Below are 19,673 nucleotides of genomic sequence, written 5' to 3'. Positions count from 1 at the left end.
GAGGTTAGAGCATATGAGCCCTATTTCGCTACGGAGAAAAACGCGAATTTCGTATGCTAAGAGAATTTGACTAAAAAAAGTGCCCCTCGATTGTTAGACTTTGTTTAGCAATCAGGGTGCACTTCACATGTACTATAAGCTTTTTATCTGTTGGCAGTTTGTTTGATCAATTCACTTTTACTATCTCTTTGCAGCATAATTCTCCCCACCGCTATAAGAATGGTAATAATTGAAATGCAAAGAAGAATATTCATATCGTGTGATAGATTTCCCCCACCAAAAATTATTGTTTGATATCCGTCAGCTACATAAGTTCCAGGGAAAAGAGAACCTACAGTTTGATAAAAATTAGATAGTAACGCTTTTGGAACAATTACTCCACAAGTAACTAATTGTACTGACAGCGATATGATATTAAACATCATACCCGCAGGACCGAATAGAACGATAAACATTTGTGTTACGCTTAAGAAAGAGAAAAAGACAAGAGTTTGGAAGATCCATGTTTCAAATAAGCTTGTATTCAATTTAACGTTAAATACGGTCATCAATAATAACGTGATAATAGCTAAAATAACAGATACGACAATATTAATAACTTGTCTTGAGAAAAATATAGACCATTTTCCGTGCGTATTTTTTAATATTGTTGCAACAATATTAAGATTTAAACTCATAAGCATCGCTCCAACCCATGAAGCAAGAACAATTAAAAATGGAATCATGGTTGCTGCAAAGCCATCTGTATTGTTTGTTTTTTCGACAGATGATTGCACAGAATCAATGTTTAATGAACTTACAGCTTTCGTAATGTTTTCTGATAACTTTTGGGCCAATTCTTCTGACGGTATCACTGTACTTAGTTCGTTAGATAGGTTAGATGAAATAAACTTTTGTTTATACGCATATACGTTTTTATTAACTGTTTGCGTAATATCCTTTGCCGCGCCTTCCATAATCTGTTTTGCCAAAGATGAGTTTGCTTGATTGATGAAATAGTTAATCTCTGTAGTATTATTTTCTTTCAATAAGCTTGAGAAATTTGCAGGAATTTGAATAACCATATCTAAGTTCCTGTTATCCATGTCTTTTTGGGCGTGCGTTACCGAGCTATAGCTTTTAACTTTAAAGGGCAGATTTTCCTTCAAGCTTTTTTCAATATCAGTTCCCATTTGATTATCTTCATTAACTAATCCGATTTTTAATTGGTTTACCCGATCAGTAACACCATCGTATGCAGTCATCCACACACAAAAGAAAATTAACAGAAAGGCAAATGCTGTTGCAATTCCAATGAATGTTGGGGGGAATTTAAAGAAATTTTTTAAAGTTTTCATTGTCGTACTCCTTGTTGTTTTATTATAGCAAGTACTTACTTGCATCCGGTGTAAAAAAAGACCTAGGGAGTTAGCCCCCTAGAAAATAGTTGGACACTATGTTTTAGAAAAATCTCTTTTGAATTTGAAAATAAATTGTCCCCGAAGCGTGAGTTAGAAAGAAAGTAACCGAAATTCATCCAAATAAAGTTCATCGCCTGAGCTTCCATATCAGTTTCAATAAGCTTTCCCTTTTCTCTCATCTCAATAAAATATGAAACCAAATTATCTTTTAATTGTTTAGGAATTAATGCAATTTTTTCTTTAAGCTCTGGGAACATTTCAGCTTCCTGAAAACTAATCAAAATTAAATCCTTTAACTTTTCTATATATGCAAGATATCCTTCTGCAATAGATAGCAAGTCATCTTCAAGATTCCAAGTCATCTCTCCAGGCATTAATTTATTCAATTCCATATCACGCGATAAAGATTCGACAGCTTTTTCCATAATATTCTTTTTGCTTCCGAAATTCCGAAAGATCGTTACTTCGTTTACGCCCGCTAATTCCGAAATCGAGCGAGTCGTCGTTCCCTTATAGCCATGAGTACGAAATAGTTCTAAAAAAGCCTCAATAATACGTTCTGATGTATTTGTCATTTCATTCACGTTTCATCCAACTTTCACATAATCTTTATCCAAACCCGAATGCAAGTCGTCACTTGCACAAGTAGAATAAACCTTTTTGATTAAAAAGTCAACTTTATAAAAAAAGCCGATTTCTTTATCGTATAGGAAATCGACTTTTGGCTTAATTATTGATTTAGTAATAAAAACACCTTTTTAAAATAACTATGTTTATACTATAGACGTTGATCTTTTTGGAAGTTTAGACGAAAATGATCCTCGTCATTATATACCCCAAATCCATACCCTTGCTCTTTATAAAATTTAATAATTTCAGGAAGGGCTTGTAATGTTTGCGCCTTTTCATGCATTAAAACAACTTCTACTTCTTCTGTTGTCTGTTTCTTTACATTATCGATAATCTGAGTTGGATTATCTTTTAATTTCCAATCATTTGAGTCTATTGTCCAATCCCAAACTTTTATTGCTGCTTCTACAATTTGGTTACGAATTTCCTCACCCTTTAATCCTGGTGCAGATCCATATGGCGGACGAACTAATTTAGGAGTTGTACCCGTAATATTATGGATAAGAGCTAACGTTTCTTTCATCTCCGTTACAAATTGTCCTTTTTTGTATAGCTTATCACTATTATGTGTCATACTATGAGCACCAATATAATGTCCTTCTTTTACCGCTCGTTTTACGTTTTCCTGAAAACCTGTATTTTGTAAATTGCTACCTTGCATAAAAAATGTCGCAGCAACATGTTGCTCTTTTAGTACATCTAAAAATTTCCCAGTTAGTTCGCTAGGACCATCATCGAATGTTAAATAAACAACCTTTCCCACCGGTTTTCCATCAGGTCTTTTCTGTTTTGCTGGTGGTGTTTCTTTTTTCTTTTCTTGTTGTTGCGTGTTAACTTGATTACTACTTTCGTTAGCTATTCCCTTCGCTGGGATAGAGTTCCATTTTCCTATTAAAAAGAAGGTGAAAAAGGTCGTTGCTAAAACAACTCCTAGAGATATTATTACCTTAGTTAGTCGACTTGTTTTTTTCTTACTTTGTGATTCTTTCATTATTTTTCGATCCTTTCCCTATTAATTTTTATATTCATTATTTATACAGCTGAGCATTAACTCCAGCTGATGTTTACAATAAATAGATTAATAGAGGAAGGTGAAGATAAAATGCAGATAATGTCGAATTTAGTTAAAGAATAACGTATGGCATCCACTCTTTAGAAAAATATTTGTTTCTCTAATACAGTTAAATTTAAAAACTGGATATACATCCAAAATAAAAGATACTACTCTTTCTAAACAATATTTTTATATCAAGATAACAACATACTGGTATAAAGATAAAATACAAAAATAGCCGTACTATTGAAATTCTATTATAATTTTGTAATTGGAATTCATTTGAACCAAATGAAGAACTAGAAGAAATATTATTATGTGGAGGTGCCCCGATGAACCTTGTAATTAGAGAGTTAGAAACAAATGATTTAGATAATCTCCCGGAGATTGATGACAGTCTTATAGTGAATGCTCGGTTAATTCTTTCTCTTTCCAAAGGAAATAAACGTATAGAATATACAGTAGAAGACGTTCCAAGTTATGAAAAAAGTTATTTACAAAATCAAGATGATAATGAAGAACTGGCTTACAATGAATATATAAATAAACCTAATCAAGTCATTTACATAGCACTGTTACATAACCAAATCATTGGATTAATGGTATTGAAAAAGAATTGGAACCACTATGCTTACATAGAAGATATAACGGTAGATAAAAAATATCGTACACTCGGAGTTGGTAAAAGATTAGTTGATCAAGCAAAGCAGTGGGCAAAAAAAGGAAATATGCCAGGTATCATGCTTGAAACGCAAAATAATAATGTCGCAGCATGTAAATTTTATGAAAAATGTGGATTTGTAATTGGTGGGTTTGATTTTCTTGTTTATAAAGGTTTGGATAAGACAAGTGATGAAGTTGCAATTTATTGGTATATACATTTCAAATGATAATAGTTTATAACGTAAAAAACTCAAAATAAAACCCCAATTTCTCTATACTAAAATCGAGAAATTGGGGTTAAGTTATTTAAAACAAATAACTAATTAATAATCCTGCTGACAACAAGAAGCCGAAAATCGTATTTGTCATCGCTGTTGATTTCATTGCGATGCGCATATATCCAGGATCCTTTGCCCCTTTTTGGAAACTTTGAATCGCAGAAATTGGCTTTCTCAAACCTAGGAACATAACTAATGCCCAAGGGCTTATATAACCCATTAATACAATTACGGCAATCCATAAATACGCAATGAAAAAGGCTACCGCTAGTGTTACCACAGCTTTTTCTCTCCCAAGGAGGATTACTAATGTCTTTCTTCCACCTTTAATATCTTCTTCGATATCTCGGATGTTATTTGACATATTGATTGCACCTACTAAAATTCCAATTGGAATGGAAATCAATACACTTTCAATCGTTACAGTATTCGTTTGAATAAAGAAAGCAATGAGTACAAAACATGTCCCCATTAACAACCCAGAAACTAATTCTCCAAACGGGGTGTACGCAATTGGTAGTGGACCACCTGTATATAAATAGCCAACTGCCATCCCAATTAAACCAATAACCACTAACCACCAACTACTATTCATACAAATATAAATGCCAATAAAAGCTGCTACGACATATAATAAAAGCGCAACTGTTAACACATTTTTTGGCTTCAATCCATGACGGACAATTCCGCCACCGATGCCAACGGATTCAGCGGTATCTAATCCACGTTTAAAATCATAGTACTCATTAAATAAGTTCGTTGCTATTTGCAATGCTAAACATGCAAGCATCATCGCAATAAATAACAGCCAATCAATTTTAGCAACATAAAGTGATGCCACTGTCCCTAAAATTACAGGAGAAAACGTCGCCGTTAACGTATGCGGGCGCGTCATCTTCCATATTAATTTAGCGGAACTAATTTCTTTTTCTGTCCCCATAACTCTGTTCAATCTCCCTACATTTTAAGTATAAATTACTAGCAGTATCTTTCTATCTATTTCCTGCCACGCATCCATTCATTATATCAATAAATGATTATCCTTTCTAACAAATCAACTTTTAATAAAGTAAAAATTATAAAATGAAACTTTACCATTTTCACATAATATTCTGTATTATTTTTAAGAGTGGTTTTAAAGCGAAATGATAAGTAAATGAAATACATAATAAAAAAGAGTCAATCTCCAGCACAATAGAAGATTGACTCTTTCCTTTATTTACTCCCCTGTTTCAGAGAATCGCTTTATACGTTCACCAATTTCATCACGAACACGTTGAAATTCAGACCACTCTTTTCCTGCTGGATCATCAAATCCCCAATGAACACGATTTACATGCGGCGGAGTAGATGGACAAACAGAATCCGCATGACTACACAGCGTAACGACTAAATCAGCACTATTTAAAATGTTTGCATCAATTATATCTGATGTTTGATTTGTTATGTCGATATTTACTTCGTTCATTGCTTTAATTGCATTTGGATTTACTCCATGTGCTTCAATTCCTGCAGAATATACATTCCATTTATCACCTAAATATTGTTTGCCCCACGCTTCTGCCATTTGGCTTCGGCATGAATTTCCTGTACATAAGAAATAGATTGTCTTTTTGTTTTCCATGGTATTTTCCACCTTTATTTTATATTTAGACTGGTTGGTCATTAAAATATTTACGTTTAAACCAAAAAGCAACGTTTACAAGTGCAATCATTACAGGTACTTCAACTAATGGTCCGATAACTGCTGCAAATGCTGCGCCTGAATGAATACCAAACACCCCAACTGCTACAGCAATTGCTAACTCAAAGTTATTACTACCTGCTGTAAATGCTAACGTTGTCGTCACCGGATAGTTTGCACCAATTTTTCTTCCCATAAAGAAAGATACAAAAAACATTACAATAAAATAGATTAATAACGGAATCGCTATTCTTACCACATCTAATGGTACGCTAACAATCATCTCCCCTTTTAAAGAGAACATAATGATGATTGTAAATAATAATGCAAGTAATGTAAGTGGACTAATCTTCGGTATAAACACCTTTTCATACCATTCTCTTCCTTTTAACTTAACGAGTACAAAACGTGTTAACATGCCTGCTATAAAAGGAATTCCCAAATAGATAAATACTGATTTCGCTACTTCTCCCATTGTAATATCGACAATAGCCCCTTCAATCCCTAACCATTCTGGAATGACTGTTACAAACACGTATGCATAAACGGAGAAGAATAACATTTGAAATACTGAGTTAAAAGCCACTAAACCTGCTGCATACTCTTTATCCCCATCTGCAAGATCGTTCCAAACAATTACCATTGCAATACAACGTGCTAAACCAATCATAATGAGTCCGACCATGTATTCTGGCTTATCAGGAAGAAAAATAATTGCTAAAACAAACATAAGTACAGGTCCAATAATCCAGTTTTGTACTAAAGATAAAACCAATACTTTTACATCTTTAAATACGCGGCCCATTTCCTCGTAACGAACCTTTGCTAATGGTGGATACATCATGACAATTAAACCAACAGCTAGCGGGATAGACGTTGTTCCAACTTGTAATGTATTCAATCCGTCTACTACACTAGGAAATACAAACCCTAAACCAATTCCAACAGCCATAGCTAGAAAAATCCATAGTGTTAAATATCGATCTAGAAAAGATAAACGTTTCATTTTATTTTCCATCTCCTATTAACAACAAGAATTTTGTTCTACTACGTTAGAAGTCGTGCAACAAGGTGCCTCTTCTATTTTATGAACATCACTCTGTGCTTTTGTATAAAAGAATTCCCACTCGTTCCCATCAGGATCCGTTACCCAAAACTTATCTTGAACCGCATAGCAACAAGTCGTATCCATCTCATCACGCGCAAAGAAACCTTCTTTTTCTAATCTTTCTTTATGTAACGTAATTTCTTCAGCTGTATCCACTTGGAAACCGAAATGATTTACCTGATTTCCCTTCACTTCATCTCGTACGTTTAGCGTGAAATTAAGTCCTGGCGTCTCTAATAAAAATTTTGCATAATCTACTTTCACCTTAACTGGTGACACACCAAATACCTTTTCGTAGAATTCAATAGACTTCTCTAAATCCGTAACATTTATACCGACATGAACATATCTCATAGCTTATTCCTCCTCTTTATATGTTATTAATCAATTTTTTTTGATTAATAACGCAAAATTTTAACAACAACTACCTTTGCCTGTTTTTCTAAAAATACAGCACAATTCTTCTGATAATAAATTGTTTACTTCCGCATCATTTAAATCATAATAACTCCAAGTACCTTTTGTTTCTTTTACAATTAAACCTGCATCTAATAAAATCTTTAAATGATAGGACAATTTAGATTGCGTCATTTCAAAAATCTCTGTTAAATCACATACACAAGTCTGGCCTCGCTGGCAAAGTTCATACATGATTTCTAAACGTTTTTGATCAGCCAACGCTTTAAACTTTTTCTCATATAACTGAAAATTTTGTGCCACTGTAGTTCACTTCCCTTCATCAACTTTTTTTGATGTTTATAGTATATACGCTAGTGAGTTTATTATGCAACTTATTAATCAATTTTTTTGATTTAGAAAAACTTCCTCCCATTATATCTTTGCTACAACTAAAAAGGGCCCTAGCCTTTTCAAAAATGAAAAACTACGGTTCTTTTTACAACTTAATAGTTACAATATTTCCGAGAAATGGATTCTCTATAACTATTTTAAATTTTAATTTGACCATTATAGAGTATTACCCCATCACCATCAATCTAAGAAAAATAAATACCCCAAAATGAGAAAAATCAATATAACTCTTCGGCAAATAAAGATAACTCTTGTTTTTTGTACGTATTCATAAAAAGCACGTCACCCTTTCTCATTAACATAAGAGAATAGTAACGTGCTTTTAATTTCAAAAATAGTCTAAATCCTTAAGTTGATGGTTGTGGGGCGGAACCCCAATAAGAACGGTATCTAAAAGTTGTATGAGAGGTATTAGTTCCATTCCAAAGGTCTCAGCAAACGATTAACTCAAGTACCGATTTCGGATGACCCCCATGTGATGAAGTTCGTGTCCTGCGATGCCGTACGCGAGGGCGCGCACCGTAATGCTTAGGTTGTTGGCTGTGCCCTTTCGGGTCCACGCCTCCGCCGGTAGCCCGCGCAGCAATGTGATCGTTGATTGCCGTACAGCCCGGTAGTCTTCGGCCAATTGCTCAGGTGTCCAACTTCCGAAAGGAGGCATGAACAATTCCTGATCGAAAGCAGTCAACGGCGTCTGGTCCCCTCTTGCGAACCGGAGCAGGCGGTAGGTCATGACGCGTTCCGCGTCTGCAATGTGGCCCACGACTTCTTTCAGCGTCCATTTTCCTTCCGCATACCGATATGCGGCCTGGCTTTCGGTCAACGATGCCAGTAGCTCGATCATTTGCTTTTCCTGGGCGAACAGAATATCGATGATATTACCGTCCGGCACCAAACGGATATATTCACCGGAGCTCCCGGCATATTCTTCTTCTGACGGTCTTTGATTCATACGTAGTCACCTCTTTATGTATATATAGAAAATTATAGGACTCGTCTATGTCTAATCAATTCGCGAAATGATAGAACTTTCCTTCTAATAATTGAGGATAAGCAACTATTTAGTCAGTCAGTCGGTCGCCACACTATCCTGATTCGTTAGCACAATAAGCAACGCTAATCAATAATGCATAAAAATTATCTGTTATACAATATTTCAAAGTTATTAATATATAAAGGTAACACCTTCTTTTTTTAATTTAAAGATGAATTTTCAATTATATTTTGAAATAGACCGAAGTAAAACACACTAGTCTAACTACTTTTCTATACAAGATTTTATGCAAAAAAGAATAGCGAAGACCCTAGAATCCCCGCTATATCAATGATGTATAAAATCTTGTATAAGAGATAGATAGACATAGAGACAAAAAATTTAGTAAAAATAAGGATGCTATGAAAAACTTGCTAACGATAATGGGATGTTATGTTAACCAAGCATGTATAAGATATACAGGATTTTATAACTCAATATAGAATATATAAAGAAGTAACAATATTTTTAAACTAGGAGATATCATATGGAACTAATAAAAAATGTTAAAACAATTGTTTTGGATCTCGATGGAACCTTATTAAATTCAAAAAAAGAAGTGTCTGAAAGAAATAAAAAAGCCATTTTAACAGCTCATGAACAAGGAATCATAGTTATTTTTGCTACAGCAAGACCACCACGATCAGTTAAAGATTTTCTTCCTCATGAACTTCAAAACATTGCAACTATGGTTTATTACAATGGGGCTTTGATAGTGAATAAAGCATTAGATTATAGACAACATTATCCAATTGATTCAGCTATCACAAGTGAAATTATAGAATTTGTTATTACTTACCAAGCTGATGCATGTCTTTCCGTTGAATCAGAAGATACATGGTACAGTAATAAAACATTAGATTATAAAAAAGCCATGAATACAGATGTAAATCCAACTGTAATTTCCTTAAATGAATTAAAAAAAGTTAATGCTTCAAAATTATTAATTTCACAATATTCTCATCATGAAAAGTTACAAAAACAGTTTGAACACAAAGTAAATACAATATGTACCGATGCAGGAACTTTAACGCAAATTATGGCAAAAGGTGTTTCTAAAGAACAAGCTATAAAGGAAATCTGCATTCAAAATAATATCCCTATAAGTGACGTAATGGTCTTTGGAGACGATTGGAATGATTTAGAGCTATTCTATGCATGTGGTTTTCCAATTGCTATGGGAAATGCAATACCTGAACTAAAAGATATTGCATATTTTATTACCGACACTAATGATGAAGATGGTGTAGCTCAAGTATTAGAAAAGTTAACTTGTACTGTTAACAACAGTTAAAAAATATAGTGTAGTTACTTCCGCTTTCGAAAATTATGTAAATAAGCTGTCCATATGGGCAGCTTATTGTATTTTTTTGCTTAGCGTGCAAAATTCGCGTCTTGTTCGCGGGACCCCAAACAGTACGATTTTATTTCAAAGACACAACGTTCTTACTACACATTTTTTATTTATCCCACACTCTCATATGCTAGTATTACTATTTTTTATTACTAATGTTGCCGTTTCACTCGGATGGCTAAGAGGAAAATGATGGCCATATGGAACAAAATCAACCTTACCAAGATGCGATGGAGCAGAATAACCTCTGTCATAATCCCCCCAAATAATGTGAAGATTATACTTTGTTACTTCATTGAAATCACCTTGATCGTTTTTCAGTAGTAAACTGTTAAGCTGAACCGTTGTATTTAAAATTCTAGGAGAAGTAAAACTGTTCCTTATTTTTTCAATATAATGTTCAGGGATGCTCTCTATACTTTCAAACAAACCATTACTTAATAAATATCGCTCTATGAAATTAGTAGTTGCCAGTTTTAATGTCCATTTGTTCATAAATTGAGGAACATTTAGCGATTTAGCATTTTTTTTAACAACAGGTGGCTGAAGTAAAGTGATTGAATACTTCTTATCTATGTACTCTTGTACCAATGCTTCCAGAAGAATAAATGCACCGAATGAATGACCAATTAGATGTGCACCATTCGTAGCTTTCTCCAATAACTTTTTCACTACATTCAAATAGATATCTAGAAGATTTTTCTCTCGTTTAAAAGGAGAACGTCCCAAACCTGGAAGATCCAAGATCCATACAGGTTGACCAGTTTTTTCATGAAGCTCTTGTGCTAAAGGAAATAAATCCTCTCCATCACTCAATAAACCATGTAATAAAATAAACGGTTTACCCTCTCCTTGTAATTGGTAAAGGGTAGTGTTATCGCATAATGTTCGTTTAAATAAATGATTATGCTGGCCATTTTGATCTATCATTCGATAATCCAAATCAGCTACTACGGCAGGGAGAAATTTCATTACACTCGTCTTCTTAAACCAATCCCCTCCCATAATTTTTTTCGCTGAAACATTTGAAAATTTTCGTTTTGTAATAAAATTCAGTCCATCAGAAGAAATTTTTGTTATTTTACTTACTCCACTATTCATAATTGTTTTCATAAGCGGCATTGGAACCGAGATCTTTGGTGCCCTCATATTCATACTTTCCGACATAATACTTAATAATTCAGCAATGTTCTGATCGTGCTGTTTGTCTTCAACAAGTGTATATGTTTGAATAGTCGGTTGCTCCAACCTGAAAACCTGCACAATAAACTTCGCAAACTCATCGTTTGAAATAAGTGGTAACCTATATCCCTTACCTCCAGGAATCACTGGCATGAGCCCTCTTCGCATACTCATCACAAGCAAACCTAATCCTGCTATCTGCTCTGTACTCCCTGTTTTGCTACTACCGACTACAGTTGGTGGATTAATTACAGAAAGCGGATAACCTACTGCTGATGCCTGCTGACGGATATAAAGATCTGCTAAAAATTTTGTTCTCTCATATGGATTTTTTATTTTCAAATAACTGTTTCCTTCTTTAAACACATCAATTGCAATCTTGCTATTTTTATCATCAAAGGGACTCATATAACCTACAACATGAATAAATTGTTGCAAGCCCTTCAATTGATGAATACTTTTAGCTAATTCACTAATATGTTTGGCACCATTTAAAAATACGGAAGCTGCCTCTTTACTTGTCGCTTGAATATCCATGGGGCCTCCTGCGTGAATAATCACATCCGTTTTCAATACCCTCTCCTTATCTTCAGCACTTAGACCTAAATCTATTTTCGTCAAATCACCTTCAATAAAGTGCATAACTTCCTTTTTTAAGCTGCCTCTTTCTTGAAAAAGACGTATTGCTTTACTTTTCGACCTCACTAAAAGCAGAATTTTAACATCCTCTTTGGCTAATTCTTTCACTAATTGCTTTCCAATAAAGCCTGTTCCACCAGTTAAAAATACTGTTCTCATATAAAATCCCCCTTTTAGTACTACTCAGTACTAATTTGATGTAAAAAAAATGCTTCTTTTATCGAAGCAATTTAAAAAAATGATCTGCTGTTTTCGTGATTACAGTTGCATCCTTCAATGTTTCTGAAATAAATAACGCTCCTTCAAGATTTGTAATAAAAAGTGATGCAACCTCATCAATCTGAATCGTATTTCTAAATTCTCCATTCTCTACCCCTTGTTTAAGTAATAGAGAAACTTTCTTTTGTAATCCTGTAAAAAAAAGACCTATTTTTTCTTTTATTTGCGTGGCCTGTTTAGGACTTTGAATATAAAGAGTAATAAATGGACAGCTCCCCTTATACTCTCTCGACTGAACTCCTTGTGATAATTGCTTTAAAAACAGTTGGATACGATCTTCAACTAAAAATTGATTCTGAGAAAGTACGTCATCAATTGCAGATTGATACATTTCAATCCAATAATCAACGACTCCTTCTAATAATACTTCCTTATTAGAAAAGTGATAATACACATTAGACTTTGAAACTTTGCTTACACGTACTAATTCATCCATACTTGTATAAGCAAACCCTTTTTCTAAAAATAATGTTGCAGCTACTTCAATCACACGTCTTTGATTCATTAATTTTACCTTTGTCATAACTAGAACTATATAGTACTAATTTAAATATTACAAGTATTTATGTTAATTTAGAAAAAAGTTTGATTAAAAAAGTTCCACTAACATTGATTTTACTGCAAAAAAATCTTAGCATCAGTGTTACGCAAAAAAGAAAGGGAGTGGATCCCCCACTCCCTTTAACCATCTACCCCTGATTCTTCTGCGCTTCTCTAAACTCCTCCTTCACCTTCTCTAACAACCCTTCTTCCGTAATTAATCGATATGCCGTATTCGCTAGTGCTTTTGCCGATGTAATTAATGCTTTATCTCCAAGTTCTGAACGTGCTGCTTCTCTAAATTCATTCGTATGTGCAATTAAATCATCTGGACCGATTTTAATGTACGGATGAATTGTCGGTACGACTTGGCTTACGTTTCCTGCGTCGGTTGAACCAATCCCTACTCTTTCTTTACGATTTACATCTTCACCTAATAGTTCTAGTTCTTCCGCTACGATATCGTTATATGTTTTTGTTACGAGTAATTCATCGATTTCATTTTGGAATTGATGGATTTTTACTTTCGCACCTGTTGCTAATGCTGCTCCCTGTGCGATATTTTTTACTTTTTCTGTTACTTCTGCACATCTTTTTCGCGTTGCTGCACGGATGAAGAATCTTGCTGCGGCATAGTCAGGAATAATATTAGGTGCTTTTCCTCCCTCTGTAATGACGCCATGAATTCTCACGTCTGACGGAAGTTGTTGGCGAAGTGCGTTAATACCGTTATAGAGCTGAATAACCGCATCTAATGCGTTAATCCCTTCTTCTGGCGAAGCTGCAGCGTGAGCTGTTTTTCCGTAAAAATGAAAATCAAGCGGATCGACCGCTAGTGAAGGACTCGTTGTCGCTGTCTTTCCGCTTGGATGAATCATAAGCGCCGCATCAATGTTTTTAAATAAGCCTGCCTTTACATAACTCGATTTTGCGCTACCGTTCGGTCCTCCTTCTTCAGCTGGTGTTCCGAACACGACAACTTCCCCGCCAATTTCTTCAAGCGTTTCTGATAATGCAATTGCTGCTGCAACGCTAATTGTGCCAATTAAATTGTGACCACACGCATGACCTAGTCCTGGTAAAGCGTCGTACTCCGCTAAAAATGCGATTGCAGGTCCTTGTTTTCCAGAGCTTTTTCGCGCGATAAATCCCGTTTCATGTCCAGCTATATTGTGCTGCAACTGAAATCCTGCACTGCCTAGCAATAAACTTAACGTTCTAGATGCATAAAACTCTTGGTTACCAATTTCCGGATTCGCATGAATATCATGACTTGTTTCTATGTACTTTTCCTTATTTCTTTCGATACTCTCTTCAATTGTTTTTCTTTGTGACGCTACTCCTGTCGCTCCCATTTTTCTTCCTCCTTTTATTTTCACATAAAAAAGCCTCTTTCTAAAAGATAGAAAGAGGCTTCTGTATATACAGTCAAAATGAGCTTCTTTCTTATCTTTCAAGTTACCTTGCTGGAATTGGCACAGTATTCATAACGAATCCGCTGCCGAGGTATCATAGGGCCAGTCCCTCCACCTCTCGTGATAAGAATTTTCATAAAATTATATTAAATTATTTTTTATTCTAAGTTCATTCCAAGTAAAAGTCAAGGAATTCCTATCCGAATTTACCGAATATCTAAAAATCCTTTTAATACACCAATTGTCTCAGGTGCTTGCAGTCTTGCACATACGTACGGAAATTCCGTACTACCTTCAAACATCATTTGAGATGTAAGCGGTGCGCCTGCCCAGAAGATTTCATCATCAATTACTAAGAATGGGAATGCTTTATTTTGTCTTTGTAACTTTACATTTTTCAGTGGAACTGGTCCATCACTATACACTGTTATTTGCGCATTTGTACGCATTAACGCTTGCCATACTCGTTTATCCACTTGTTTTGTACTTGGAAGTGAAATAATAATTTTTCGTTTTGCGGCTAAAATATCTTTTAATAACCCTTTCGGCTCTTCAAGATTCATTTCCATAAACCAGCGTAAACGTTTCGAAATTTTCCGTTCCCACAATTGTCTTGATGTCGTGCGATCATACACATCTCCGTGACGTTCTATATGAGCTGTTAATTGTGATAATGCTTGTTTTCTCGAAAGGTTTTTACGCATATAATGGCAATCTGATAATTGAATGAACTTCCCTCTCGCCCTTGTCACTGCTACATTGACGAGGCGATGGTTTTTGTGATCAAAGAATAATACGCCAGGTCGTTCTTGCGGATAACTGTCAACCGTATCAAAGATCATCATATCTCTTTCAGAACCTTGGAACTTATGAACTGTCGCCGCTAAAACTGGTATGTTTTGATATTTCGTTCTCTGCAACATTTCTCTAATACACGTTGATAAAAAGCGTGACTGCGCCCTGTAAGGTGTCACAATACCAATTGATTGCACACCGTCTAACAATCCGATTAACATCATTTGCATTGCTACTAAACCAGACATAATGTTAAAACGTGAACCAGAAGCAGCATCTTTTAACGAAAAAGCTCCCATTTGGCTCGTATCAAATAAAACACTCGCTTCATTTGCGAACGGCTGCAATTGCGCAAGTTCTTTACGCTCTGAAACAGACGGATGATCGTATACTCTATTTTTATAAATAAACGAATTCGTAAACTTCGATATATCCGCATGCATACGTCTTTGTTCCTGCAACATAAATAGGTTTGGGTGTGCTTCTGATTTATTAACAGACTCAACAATCCCAGCATGGTAAAACATATCTTCCCCAAGCCATTTGCGAACGAGTTCATGATTTGCCATCGCAATTGGAGGTAACTGTAAAAAGTCACCGCAAACGACGATACGTTTTCCAAGTGAAGCAGCTAATGCAATTTGCGGAACATATGCCATACTTACTTCATCTACAACAACTAAATCAAATGTGCGCTCATAAATAAGTGAATCAATGGCACATTTTGATAAAGTTGCGCCGATTACTTTTGCATTTTCAATATATTCTTTTTCTACTTCTTTAATTTTAGCCTTTTGCTTTCGAAGATCACTTTCAATCTCTTGTATGCGCTTCTTATCAGCAGATGTTGCTTTATACGATAAGATTTTTTCACGAAGATCTTGTCGTGTCTCTTCTAAATAGAGTCTTTCCTCACCCCAAGATCCGTTCGTCGTTTCAACTAACTTCGACGCAAGTAACGTTTCATGATTTCGTATATGTTCATGTTGACTATAACCGTAACGAACAATTTCGCCAGGCGTCCATTTCTTTTTCTTCTCAATTTGCTTCGTTACTTCACTCATTAATACGTCTACTGCCGCATTACTATGAGCTAACACAAGTACCGATTTTCCTTTTTGATAATGAGCTGAAATAATACGTGATAAATTGTAAGACTTCCCTGTTCCTGGTGGTCCCCATACGTACGTCGTCGGATTGTAAAACGAACGATACGCCAATTCATTTTTCGGATTTTTCATCTTCTCAATATGTTTCGGACTGCTCGTCCCATCAACAAGACGCTTTATACGATTACGTTTCAGCTTATCTTTACGTGCTTCTTTCAACCTCTCTTGTAGTTGCTCTAACAATTGCCACGGTTCACTATATAAAACAGCTTCTCGTATTTCACCTTGTATATAATCATTTAATTTCAGTTCTATTTCTAATCCATGTACAGACAATACTTCTCCTGTCGCTTCCTCACCATCAAACTCAATTCGAATGGGTGAACCTTCAGGTAAGCTTACTTCCGAAATAAGCTGAAATACGTATACTGTACTTTCATAATCTGTATATAAAAAACGACCATTCATGATAGAAATTTTACTACCACCTATCGTTTTCCAATGTTTAATTTCATATGCTAATGCATAATGCCACTCTTTCATCGTTTCCGATAATGAAGGAGTTTGAGTAGTTGTATTCATCGTATAATCTCCTTCCTTCTCCCCAAACATACTTTCTCACTATACCATATAAAACGCTAAAATTTGTAAGGTTTTTATCTTGCTTATTTTCTTAATTTTCAATAACATATTGTATATAATTTTCAGAAAGAAGGAATCTACATGCCAGTTAGAAGAATTGAACACGTCGGACTTATGGTTGCAAACTTAGAAACATCTATTTCATTTTATGAAGAAGTAGTCGGCTTACAGCTCATGAAACGTATGGGTCATCCGAATCCAGACTTAAAACTCGCTTTTTTAGGTGTAGAAGAATCAAAAGAAACGATACTAGAACTCATTGAAGGCTACAACTCTTCTCTTCCGGCAGAAGGAAAAGTACATCACATTTGCTTTAAAGTGGATTCATTAGAGGATGAGATCGAAAGACTGAAGAAACACGCAGTAACCTTTTTACTAGGAGAAGAAATCGAAACATTACCAGATGGAACACGTTACATATTCTTCGCTGGTCCTGATGGAGAGTGGATTGAGTTTTTTGAGACGGAGAGATAAAATGAAGCTTTAGGATAGAAAAGGAGCCGGAATTCCGGCCCTTGTTTTTAATAAAACATATTTGATTATAGGAATAAAAATCTTTCTAATAGCTCTAACTTGCACAATGCTTCCCGTTAATATAATAGGCTGATTCTGTGAAAACTGTAAATACAACCTCTACTTCTGGAAGTCCAAAATCCATTACATATGTAGTAATGGCCTTGGCAAATCGATCACGAATTTCCTGTCCACGCTCGAACCATTTCACTTCAATAAGAGGAAACGCTTCTATTTCTTCTCCATTGAATACAAACGTAGAACTTGGTAGTTCCAAGGTGAAATTATCCGTACCACACTCACAGATATCTGCGAGTTCTTCTACTAATGGCTTGCTTATGCTTTTTAATTGTTCAGTAGTAATTCCACGAAACACAACATGCGGCATGTTATTCCCTCCGTTACATAGCTTTATATTTCCTCATATCATAACACAATTTATTTTGCTGCACTAACATCTATTCGTACATTTCAATGACATTCTTAAGAATGATTATATGTTATTGAAGCTAATATAATCAGGAGTTAAGGAAAAGCAGACTGATAGAATTAAAGGTGAAGAGGTAATACTTGACCTCAATTCTAATCGTCATATAATCAATGCCATGCACAAAATGACTCATCAAAAAGTATTATCTCATGAAAAGCAAGGATTTATTAAAATGACTCCAGAAAACATCGAAGCAATACGTTGAGTAATTGATGAAAATAATAGTGGAACCTTACAACATAAAGAATAGTACCTCAAGATTTTGATTGGTTGGTATGAAGGCGATTTTTCCCTTATCGTTTTATGATATGCTAACAACATTTGATAAAATACGGTATCTATAGACAGTCAAACACCTTTAAAGATACCTCGTCCAGTTCTTGCTGTTGCAAGATAAACAGCATATAATCAGTTAACCACCCACATTAGTAACGAACACATAAAGAAAAGGCATTCCAAATATGAAACGCCTTCTTTCGTTTTATAAAACCATCCAACACGCTGAACTTTTCAATTTAATATAATCACTCGTTTAACTAAAGAAATTGATTACGTGCATAACGCTCTTCTCACTTTTCTTGCAAAATTTAGTGGATCATCAACGTCTTCGATATTAACGTAAATTAAATTTGGAACATCACATAACCACTCATTGTGTATAGACGAAACGATTATTCCTTGTTTAATAATTGTCGCCACAAATTCAGTGACTTCTTTTTGTAAGAGTGCTACTCGGCCTAGGCATAATGCCCGTCCAGTTTTATTGTCTCGTGATTCGAATGAAAAGGAAGTTGTTACTCTAAAACGTTTTCCCAAGATTGTTGCTCGTATTTCATCTCGGTTTATTGTTGCCACGCATTTCCCACCGGCGAATCCTTCTTGACCGCCAATGATTCTTGCAAACTGTTGACAAATTGATTCCTCATTAACCGCCATACCTTTAATCATTCCTCCTTTTACTATTAGATTATGAATTCATACATAGGTCTGAAACGGCAATGAATCTAATCTATTATAAAAAAATGATGGCGATCTACCGAAAGCTATTAACTCAATTATTCTTAATCGTATGAATTGTTATCAGAGTTTAAATGGTGCAGAATTTTTATTTTATGCTTAATGGGCATCGGAGACTGAAAGCAAAACTCAGCTATTATATGGTAAAACATTTTTAAAGAGCATAAAAAAGACACCCTAAGGTGTCATCCTCCGACTTGAGAATCGTATCTATGTATGGAGAAATTTATAAAAAAACTAATACAAATGAAAAGTTTCTAACTATAATCTATAGAGCACTTATTCCATGAATTATTTTCAGGAAGAAGAATTTCAGTTACATTATTTTCTGAACAGTCTCGTTAAAGCCATCCCAAGAAATCCAGCACCCATTCCTATTAGCCATCCAGTTTGGGCATTTCCTAACATAGATCCCACTCCTCCACCAAGAAACATACAGCCAACGAATACTAATCCTCCAATTCCCCAATTCGGCCGTTCCATAATTCAATCACATCCTTTCAATAAAATATATGCGATTAGCTAACTCAACTTTCTTCCTTAAGATAGTTCATTACTTTGCTTAGGTTTAGCACATCAGGGAATTCATAAGATGCGAAGCTTGAGTCATTTATATAGATTGTAGAAATACGGGTATCAATCGTTATTAAAAATAACTGACGCATTTTAAACATCATCGATTTTATCATTTTGGACAACCTATTCTGTTAAATTGATATACATGCGAAAAAACTATCAAAATAAAACCCCAGAAATCCAAAGGTCTCTGGGGCTCCATTATATATTTAGCTCTTTTTGCTTTTTGTTTTGTTTATGTCTATACAGCAATTTTCGGCTTATTAGAGAAATCACTAATAAGGTCAGAATTAATAAGATAAGTTGCATAAATGATAAATCAAAATATTTAGCACCTGTAACGATTAAAAGTGTAGAAATCGTGCCTTTTACAACGAAAAAAATAATAACCCATAATCCGCCTTTTTTCCAGTTCATTTTATATTACCCTTTCCTACGTTTAAATTCTTAAAATATTTAATG

20 protein-coding genes, 1 pseudogene and 1 riboswitch are annotated in these 19,673 nt (G+C 34.9%); of the genes and pseudogenes, 4 read left to right on the top strand and 17 right to left on the bottom strand.

Translation table 11 applies throughout. The features are described from left to right. Positions 1-143: 143 nt before the first annotated feature. The 3 genes from AU379_RS08170 to AU379_RS08160 form a co-directional block, all read right to left on the bottom strand. Positions 144-1,337 carry an ABC transporter permease gene (locus tag AU379_RS08170; RefSeq protein WP_000854135.1) on the bottom strand — a complete coding sequence of 398 codons (1,194 nt, stop codon included), beginning with the start codon at positions 1,335-1,337 and terminating at the stop codon, positions 144-146. A gap of 62 nt (positions 1,338-1,399) precedes the next feature. Next, on the bottom strand, positions 1,400-1,984 hold the full coding sequence (locus AU379_RS08165) for a TetR/AcrR family transcriptional regulator (RefSeq protein WP_001004645.1): 585 nt from the start codon (positions 1,982-1,984) through the stop codon (positions 1,400-1,402). Positions 1,985-2,178: 194 nt separating this feature from the next. Continuing rightward, positions 2,179-3,021: a polysaccharide deacetylase family protein gene (locus tag AU379_RS08160; RefSeq protein ID WP_000665173.1), complete on the bottom strand. Its 843-nt coding sequence runs from the start codon at positions 3,019-3,021 to the stop codon at positions 2,179-2,181. Positions 3,022-3,416: 395 nt separating this feature from the next. Between AU379_RS08160 and satA the strand changes: the two genes are divergently transcribed. Beyond that, positions 3,417-3,974, top strand: a complete 558-nt coding sequence (satA, locus tag AU379_RS08155) for a streptothricin N-acetyltransferase SatA (protein ID WP_061139101.1) — start codon at positions 3,417-3,419, stop codon at positions 3,972-3,974. Between the two features lie 79 nt (positions 3,975-4,053). Here the strand turns inward: satA and menA are convergent, their stop codons facing one another. From menA to AU379_RS08125, 6 genes are all read right to left on the bottom strand, one after another. Then, positions 4,054-4,965: a 1,4-dihydroxy-2-naphthoate polyprenyltransferase gene (menA, locus tag AU379_RS08150; RefSeq protein WP_000536369.1), complete on the bottom strand. Its 912-nt coding sequence runs from the start codon at positions 4,963-4,965 to the stop codon at positions 4,054-4,056. Positions 4,966-5,244: 279 nt separating this feature from the next. After that, the gene (arsC, locus tag AU379_RS08145) at positions 5,245-5,649 is read right to left on the bottom strand and encodes an arsenate reductase (thioredoxin) (protein ID WP_000428354.1); all 405 of its coding nucleotides are present in this window, start codon (positions 5,647-5,649) and stop codon (positions 5,245-5,247) included. A 25-nt stretch (positions 5,650-5,674) separates the two neighbouring features. Next, a complete protein-coding gene (gene arsB, locus AU379_RS08140) occupies positions 5,675-6,715 on the bottom strand; it encodes an ACR3 family arsenite efflux transporter (RefSeq protein WP_000826557.1) in 1,041 nt (346 codons plus the stop codon). 18 nt (positions 6,716-6,733) lie between these two features. Next, positions 6,734-7,171 carry an ArsI/CadI family heavy metal resistance metalloenzyme gene (locus AU379_RS08135; protein ID WP_004411740.1) on the bottom strand — a complete coding sequence of 146 codons (438 nt, stop codon included), beginning with the start codon at positions 7,169-7,171 and terminating at the stop codon, positions 6,734-6,736. Positions 7,172-7,231: 60 nt separating this feature from the next. Further along, positions 7,232-7,537: an arsenical resistance operon transcriptional regulator ArsR gene (arsR, locus tag AU379_RS08130; RefSeq protein ID WP_000068188.1), complete on the bottom strand. Its 306-nt coding sequence runs from the start codon at positions 7,535-7,537 to the stop codon at positions 7,232-7,234. Between the two features lie 532 nt (positions 7,538-8,069). Continuing rightward, entirely contained in the window at positions 8,070-8,579 is a 510-nt protein-coding gene (locus tag AU379_RS08125; RefSeq protein WP_061139100.1) for a DinB family protein, read from the bottom strand. Between the two features lie 568 nt (positions 8,580-9,147). Between AU379_RS08125 and AU379_RS08120 the strand changes: the two genes are divergently transcribed. Continuing rightward, positions 9,148-9,954, top strand: a complete 807-nt coding sequence (locus tag AU379_RS08120; protein WP_000420192.1) for a Cof-type HAD-IIB family hydrolase — start codon at positions 9,148-9,150, stop codon at positions 9,952-9,954. A gap of 183 nt (positions 9,955-10,137) precedes the next feature. Here the strand turns inward: AU379_RS08120 and AU379_RS08115 are convergent, their stop codons facing one another. The 4 genes from AU379_RS08115 to AU379_RS08100 all read right to left on the bottom strand — a co-directional run bounded on the left by AU379_RS08115 (position 10,138) and on the right by AU379_RS08100 (position 16,585). After that, positions 10,138-11,994, bottom strand: a complete 1,857-nt coding sequence (locus AU379_RS08115; RefSeq protein ID WP_061139099.1) for an alpha/beta fold hydrolase — start codon at positions 11,992-11,994, stop codon at positions 10,138-10,140. 58 nt (positions 11,995-12,052) lie between these two features. Next, complete coding sequence (locus AU379_RS08110) at positions 12,053-12,619, bottom strand: TetR/AcrR family transcriptional regulator (protein WP_061139098.1); 567 nt, start codon at positions 12,617-12,619, stop codon at positions 12,053-12,055. A gap of 184 nt (positions 12,620-12,803) precedes the next feature. Continuing rightward, a complete protein-coding gene (locus tag AU379_RS08105) occupies positions 12,804-14,009 on the bottom strand; it encodes a M20 family metallopeptidase (protein WP_000501346.1) in 1,206 nt (401 codons plus the stop codon). An 88-nt stretch (positions 14,010-14,097) separates the two neighbouring features. Then, positions 14,098-14,199: riboswitch (SAM riboswitch) on the bottom strand. Between the two features lie 76 nt (positions 14,200-14,275). Then, positions 14,276-16,585 (bottom strand): AAA domain-containing protein, encoded by a 2,310-nt coding sequence (locus AU379_RS08100; RefSeq protein WP_061139097.1) that lies wholly within the window; start codon positions 16,583-16,585, stop codon positions 14,276-14,278. 111 nt (positions 16,586-16,696) lie between these two features. On the opposite strand from AU379_RS08100, the gene AU379_RS08095 reads away from it, so the two are divergent. Beyond that, complete coding sequence (locus AU379_RS08095) at positions 16,697-17,089, top strand: VOC family protein (RefSeq protein ID WP_001145284.1); 393 nt, start codon at positions 16,697-16,699, stop codon at positions 17,087-17,089. A 94-nt stretch (positions 17,090-17,183) separates the two neighbouring features. Here AU379_RS08095 and AU379_RS08090 read toward each other — a convergent pair whose 3' ends face one another. Beyond that, complete coding sequence (locus AU379_RS08090; RefSeq protein ID WP_001120970.1) at positions 17,184-17,516, bottom strand: DUF1904 family protein; 333 nt, start codon at positions 17,514-17,516, stop codon at positions 17,184-17,186. A gap of 136 nt (positions 17,517-17,652) precedes the next feature. On the opposite strand from AU379_RS08090, the pseudogene AU379_RS30200 reads away from it, so the two are divergent. Beyond that, positions 17,653-17,865, top strand: a pseudogene (locus AU379_RS30200) (DUF6241 domain-containing protein); the annotation flags it as partial. A gap of 302 nt (positions 17,866-18,167) precedes the next feature. Here AU379_RS30200 and AU379_RS08085 read toward each other — a convergent pair. The 3 genes from AU379_RS08085 to AU379_RS08080 form a co-directional block, all read right to left on the bottom strand. Then, entirely contained in the window at positions 18,168-18,554 is a 387-nt protein-coding gene (locus tag AU379_RS08085; RefSeq protein ID WP_061139512.1) for a DUF1259 domain-containing protein, read from the bottom strand. Positions 18,555-18,956: 402 nt separating this feature from the next. Then, positions 18,957-19,118 carry a hypothetical protein gene (locus AU379_RS30505; protein ID WP_000441008.1) on the bottom strand — a complete coding sequence of 54 codons (162 nt, stop codon included), beginning with the start codon at positions 19,116-19,118 and terminating at the stop codon, positions 18,957-18,959. A 294-nt stretch (positions 19,119-19,412) separates the two neighbouring features. Further along, a complete protein-coding gene (locus tag AU379_RS08080; RefSeq protein WP_001104104.1) occupies positions 19,413-19,628 on the bottom strand; it encodes a hypothetical protein in 216 nt (71 codons plus the stop codon). Positions 19,629-19,673: the final 45 nt, after the last annotated feature.

Origin of the sequence: Bacillus sp. JH7 (assembly GCF_001563515.1) — a bacterium.
GTDB classification, from domain to species: domain Bacteria; phylum Bacillota; class Bacilli; order Bacillales; family Bacillaceae_G; genus Bacillus_A; species Bacillus_A cereus.
The sequence above is the reverse complement of the archived record's forward strand: the minus strand, read 5'-3'. Positions and strand labels throughout refer to the sequence as shown.

What these genes read in the sequence shown, in the direction of transcription:
- AU379_RS08135 (WP_004411740.1), bottom strand. Translation starts at nt 7,171, where the DNA reads ATGAGATATGTTCATGTCGGTATAAATGTTACGGATTTAGAGAAGTCT.
- AU379_RS08095 (WP_001145284.1), top strand. Translation starts at nt 16,697, where the DNA reads ATGCCAGTTAGAAGAATTGAACACGTCGGACTTATGGTTGCAAACTTA.
- arsB (WP_000826557.1), bottom strand. Translation starts at nt 6,715, where the DNA reads ATGAAACGTTTATCTTTTCTAGATCGATATTTAACACTATGGATTTTT.
- arsC (WP_000428354.1), bottom strand. Translation starts at nt 5,649, where the DNA reads ATGGAAAACAAAAAGACAATCTATTTCTTATGTACAGGAAATTCATGC.
- AU379_RS08085 (WP_061139512.1), bottom strand. Translation starts at nt 18,554, where the DNA reads ATGGCGGTTAATGAGGAATCAATTTGTCAACAGTTTGCAAGAATCATT.
- AU379_RS30505 (WP_000441008.1), bottom strand. Translation starts at nt 19,118, where the DNA reads ATGGAACGGCCGAATTGGGGAATTGGAGGATTAGTATTCGTTGGCTGT.
- AU379_RS08100 (WP_061139097.1), bottom strand. Translation starts at nt 16,585, where the DNA reads ATGTTTGGGGAGAAGGAAGGAGATTATACGATGAATACAACTACTCAA.
- AU379_RS08080 (WP_001104104.1), bottom strand. Translation starts at nt 19,628, where the DNA reads ATGAACTGGAAAAAAGGCGGATTATGGGTTATTATTTTTTTCGTTGTA.
- AU379_RS08110 (WP_061139098.1), bottom strand. Translation starts at nt 12,619, where the DNA reads ATGAATCAAAGACGTGTGATTGAAGTAGCTGCAACATTATTTTTAGAA.
- AU379_RS08125 (WP_061139100.1), bottom strand. Translation starts at nt 8,579, where the DNA reads ATGAATCAAAGACCGTCAGAAGAAGAATATGCCGGGAGCTCCGGTGAA.
- AU379_RS08090 (WP_001120970.1), bottom strand. Translation starts at nt 17,516, where the DNA reads ATGCCGCATGTTGTGTTTCGTGGAATTACTACTGAACAATTAAAAAGC.
- AU379_RS08120 (WP_000420192.1), top strand. Translation starts at nt 9,148, where the DNA reads ATGGAACTAATAAAAAATGTTAAAACAATTGTTTTGGATCTCGATGGA.
- satA (WP_061139101.1), top strand. Translation starts at nt 3,417, where the DNA reads ATGAACCTTGTAATTAGAGAGTTAGAAACAAATGATTTAGATAATCTC.
- menA (WP_000536369.1), bottom strand. Translation starts at nt 4,965, where the DNA reads ATGGGGACAGAAAAAGAAATTAGTTCCGCTAAATTAATATGGAAGATG.
- AU379_RS08115 (WP_061139099.1), bottom strand. Translation starts at nt 11,994, where the DNA reads ATGAGAACAGTATTTTTAACTGGTGGAACAGGCTTTATTGGAAAGCAA.
- AU379_RS08170 (WP_000854135.1), bottom strand. Translation starts at nt 1,337, where the DNA reads ATGAAAACTTTAAAAAATTTCTTTAAATTCCCCCCAACATTCATTGGA.
- AU379_RS08105 (WP_000501346.1), bottom strand. Translation starts at nt 14,009, where the DNA reads ATGGGAGCGACAGGAGTAGCGTCACAAAGAAAAACAATTGAAGAGAGT.
- AU379_RS08160 (WP_000665173.1), bottom strand. Translation starts at nt 3,021, where the DNA reads ATGAAAGAATCACAAAGTAAGAAAAAAACAAGTCGACTAACTAAGGTA.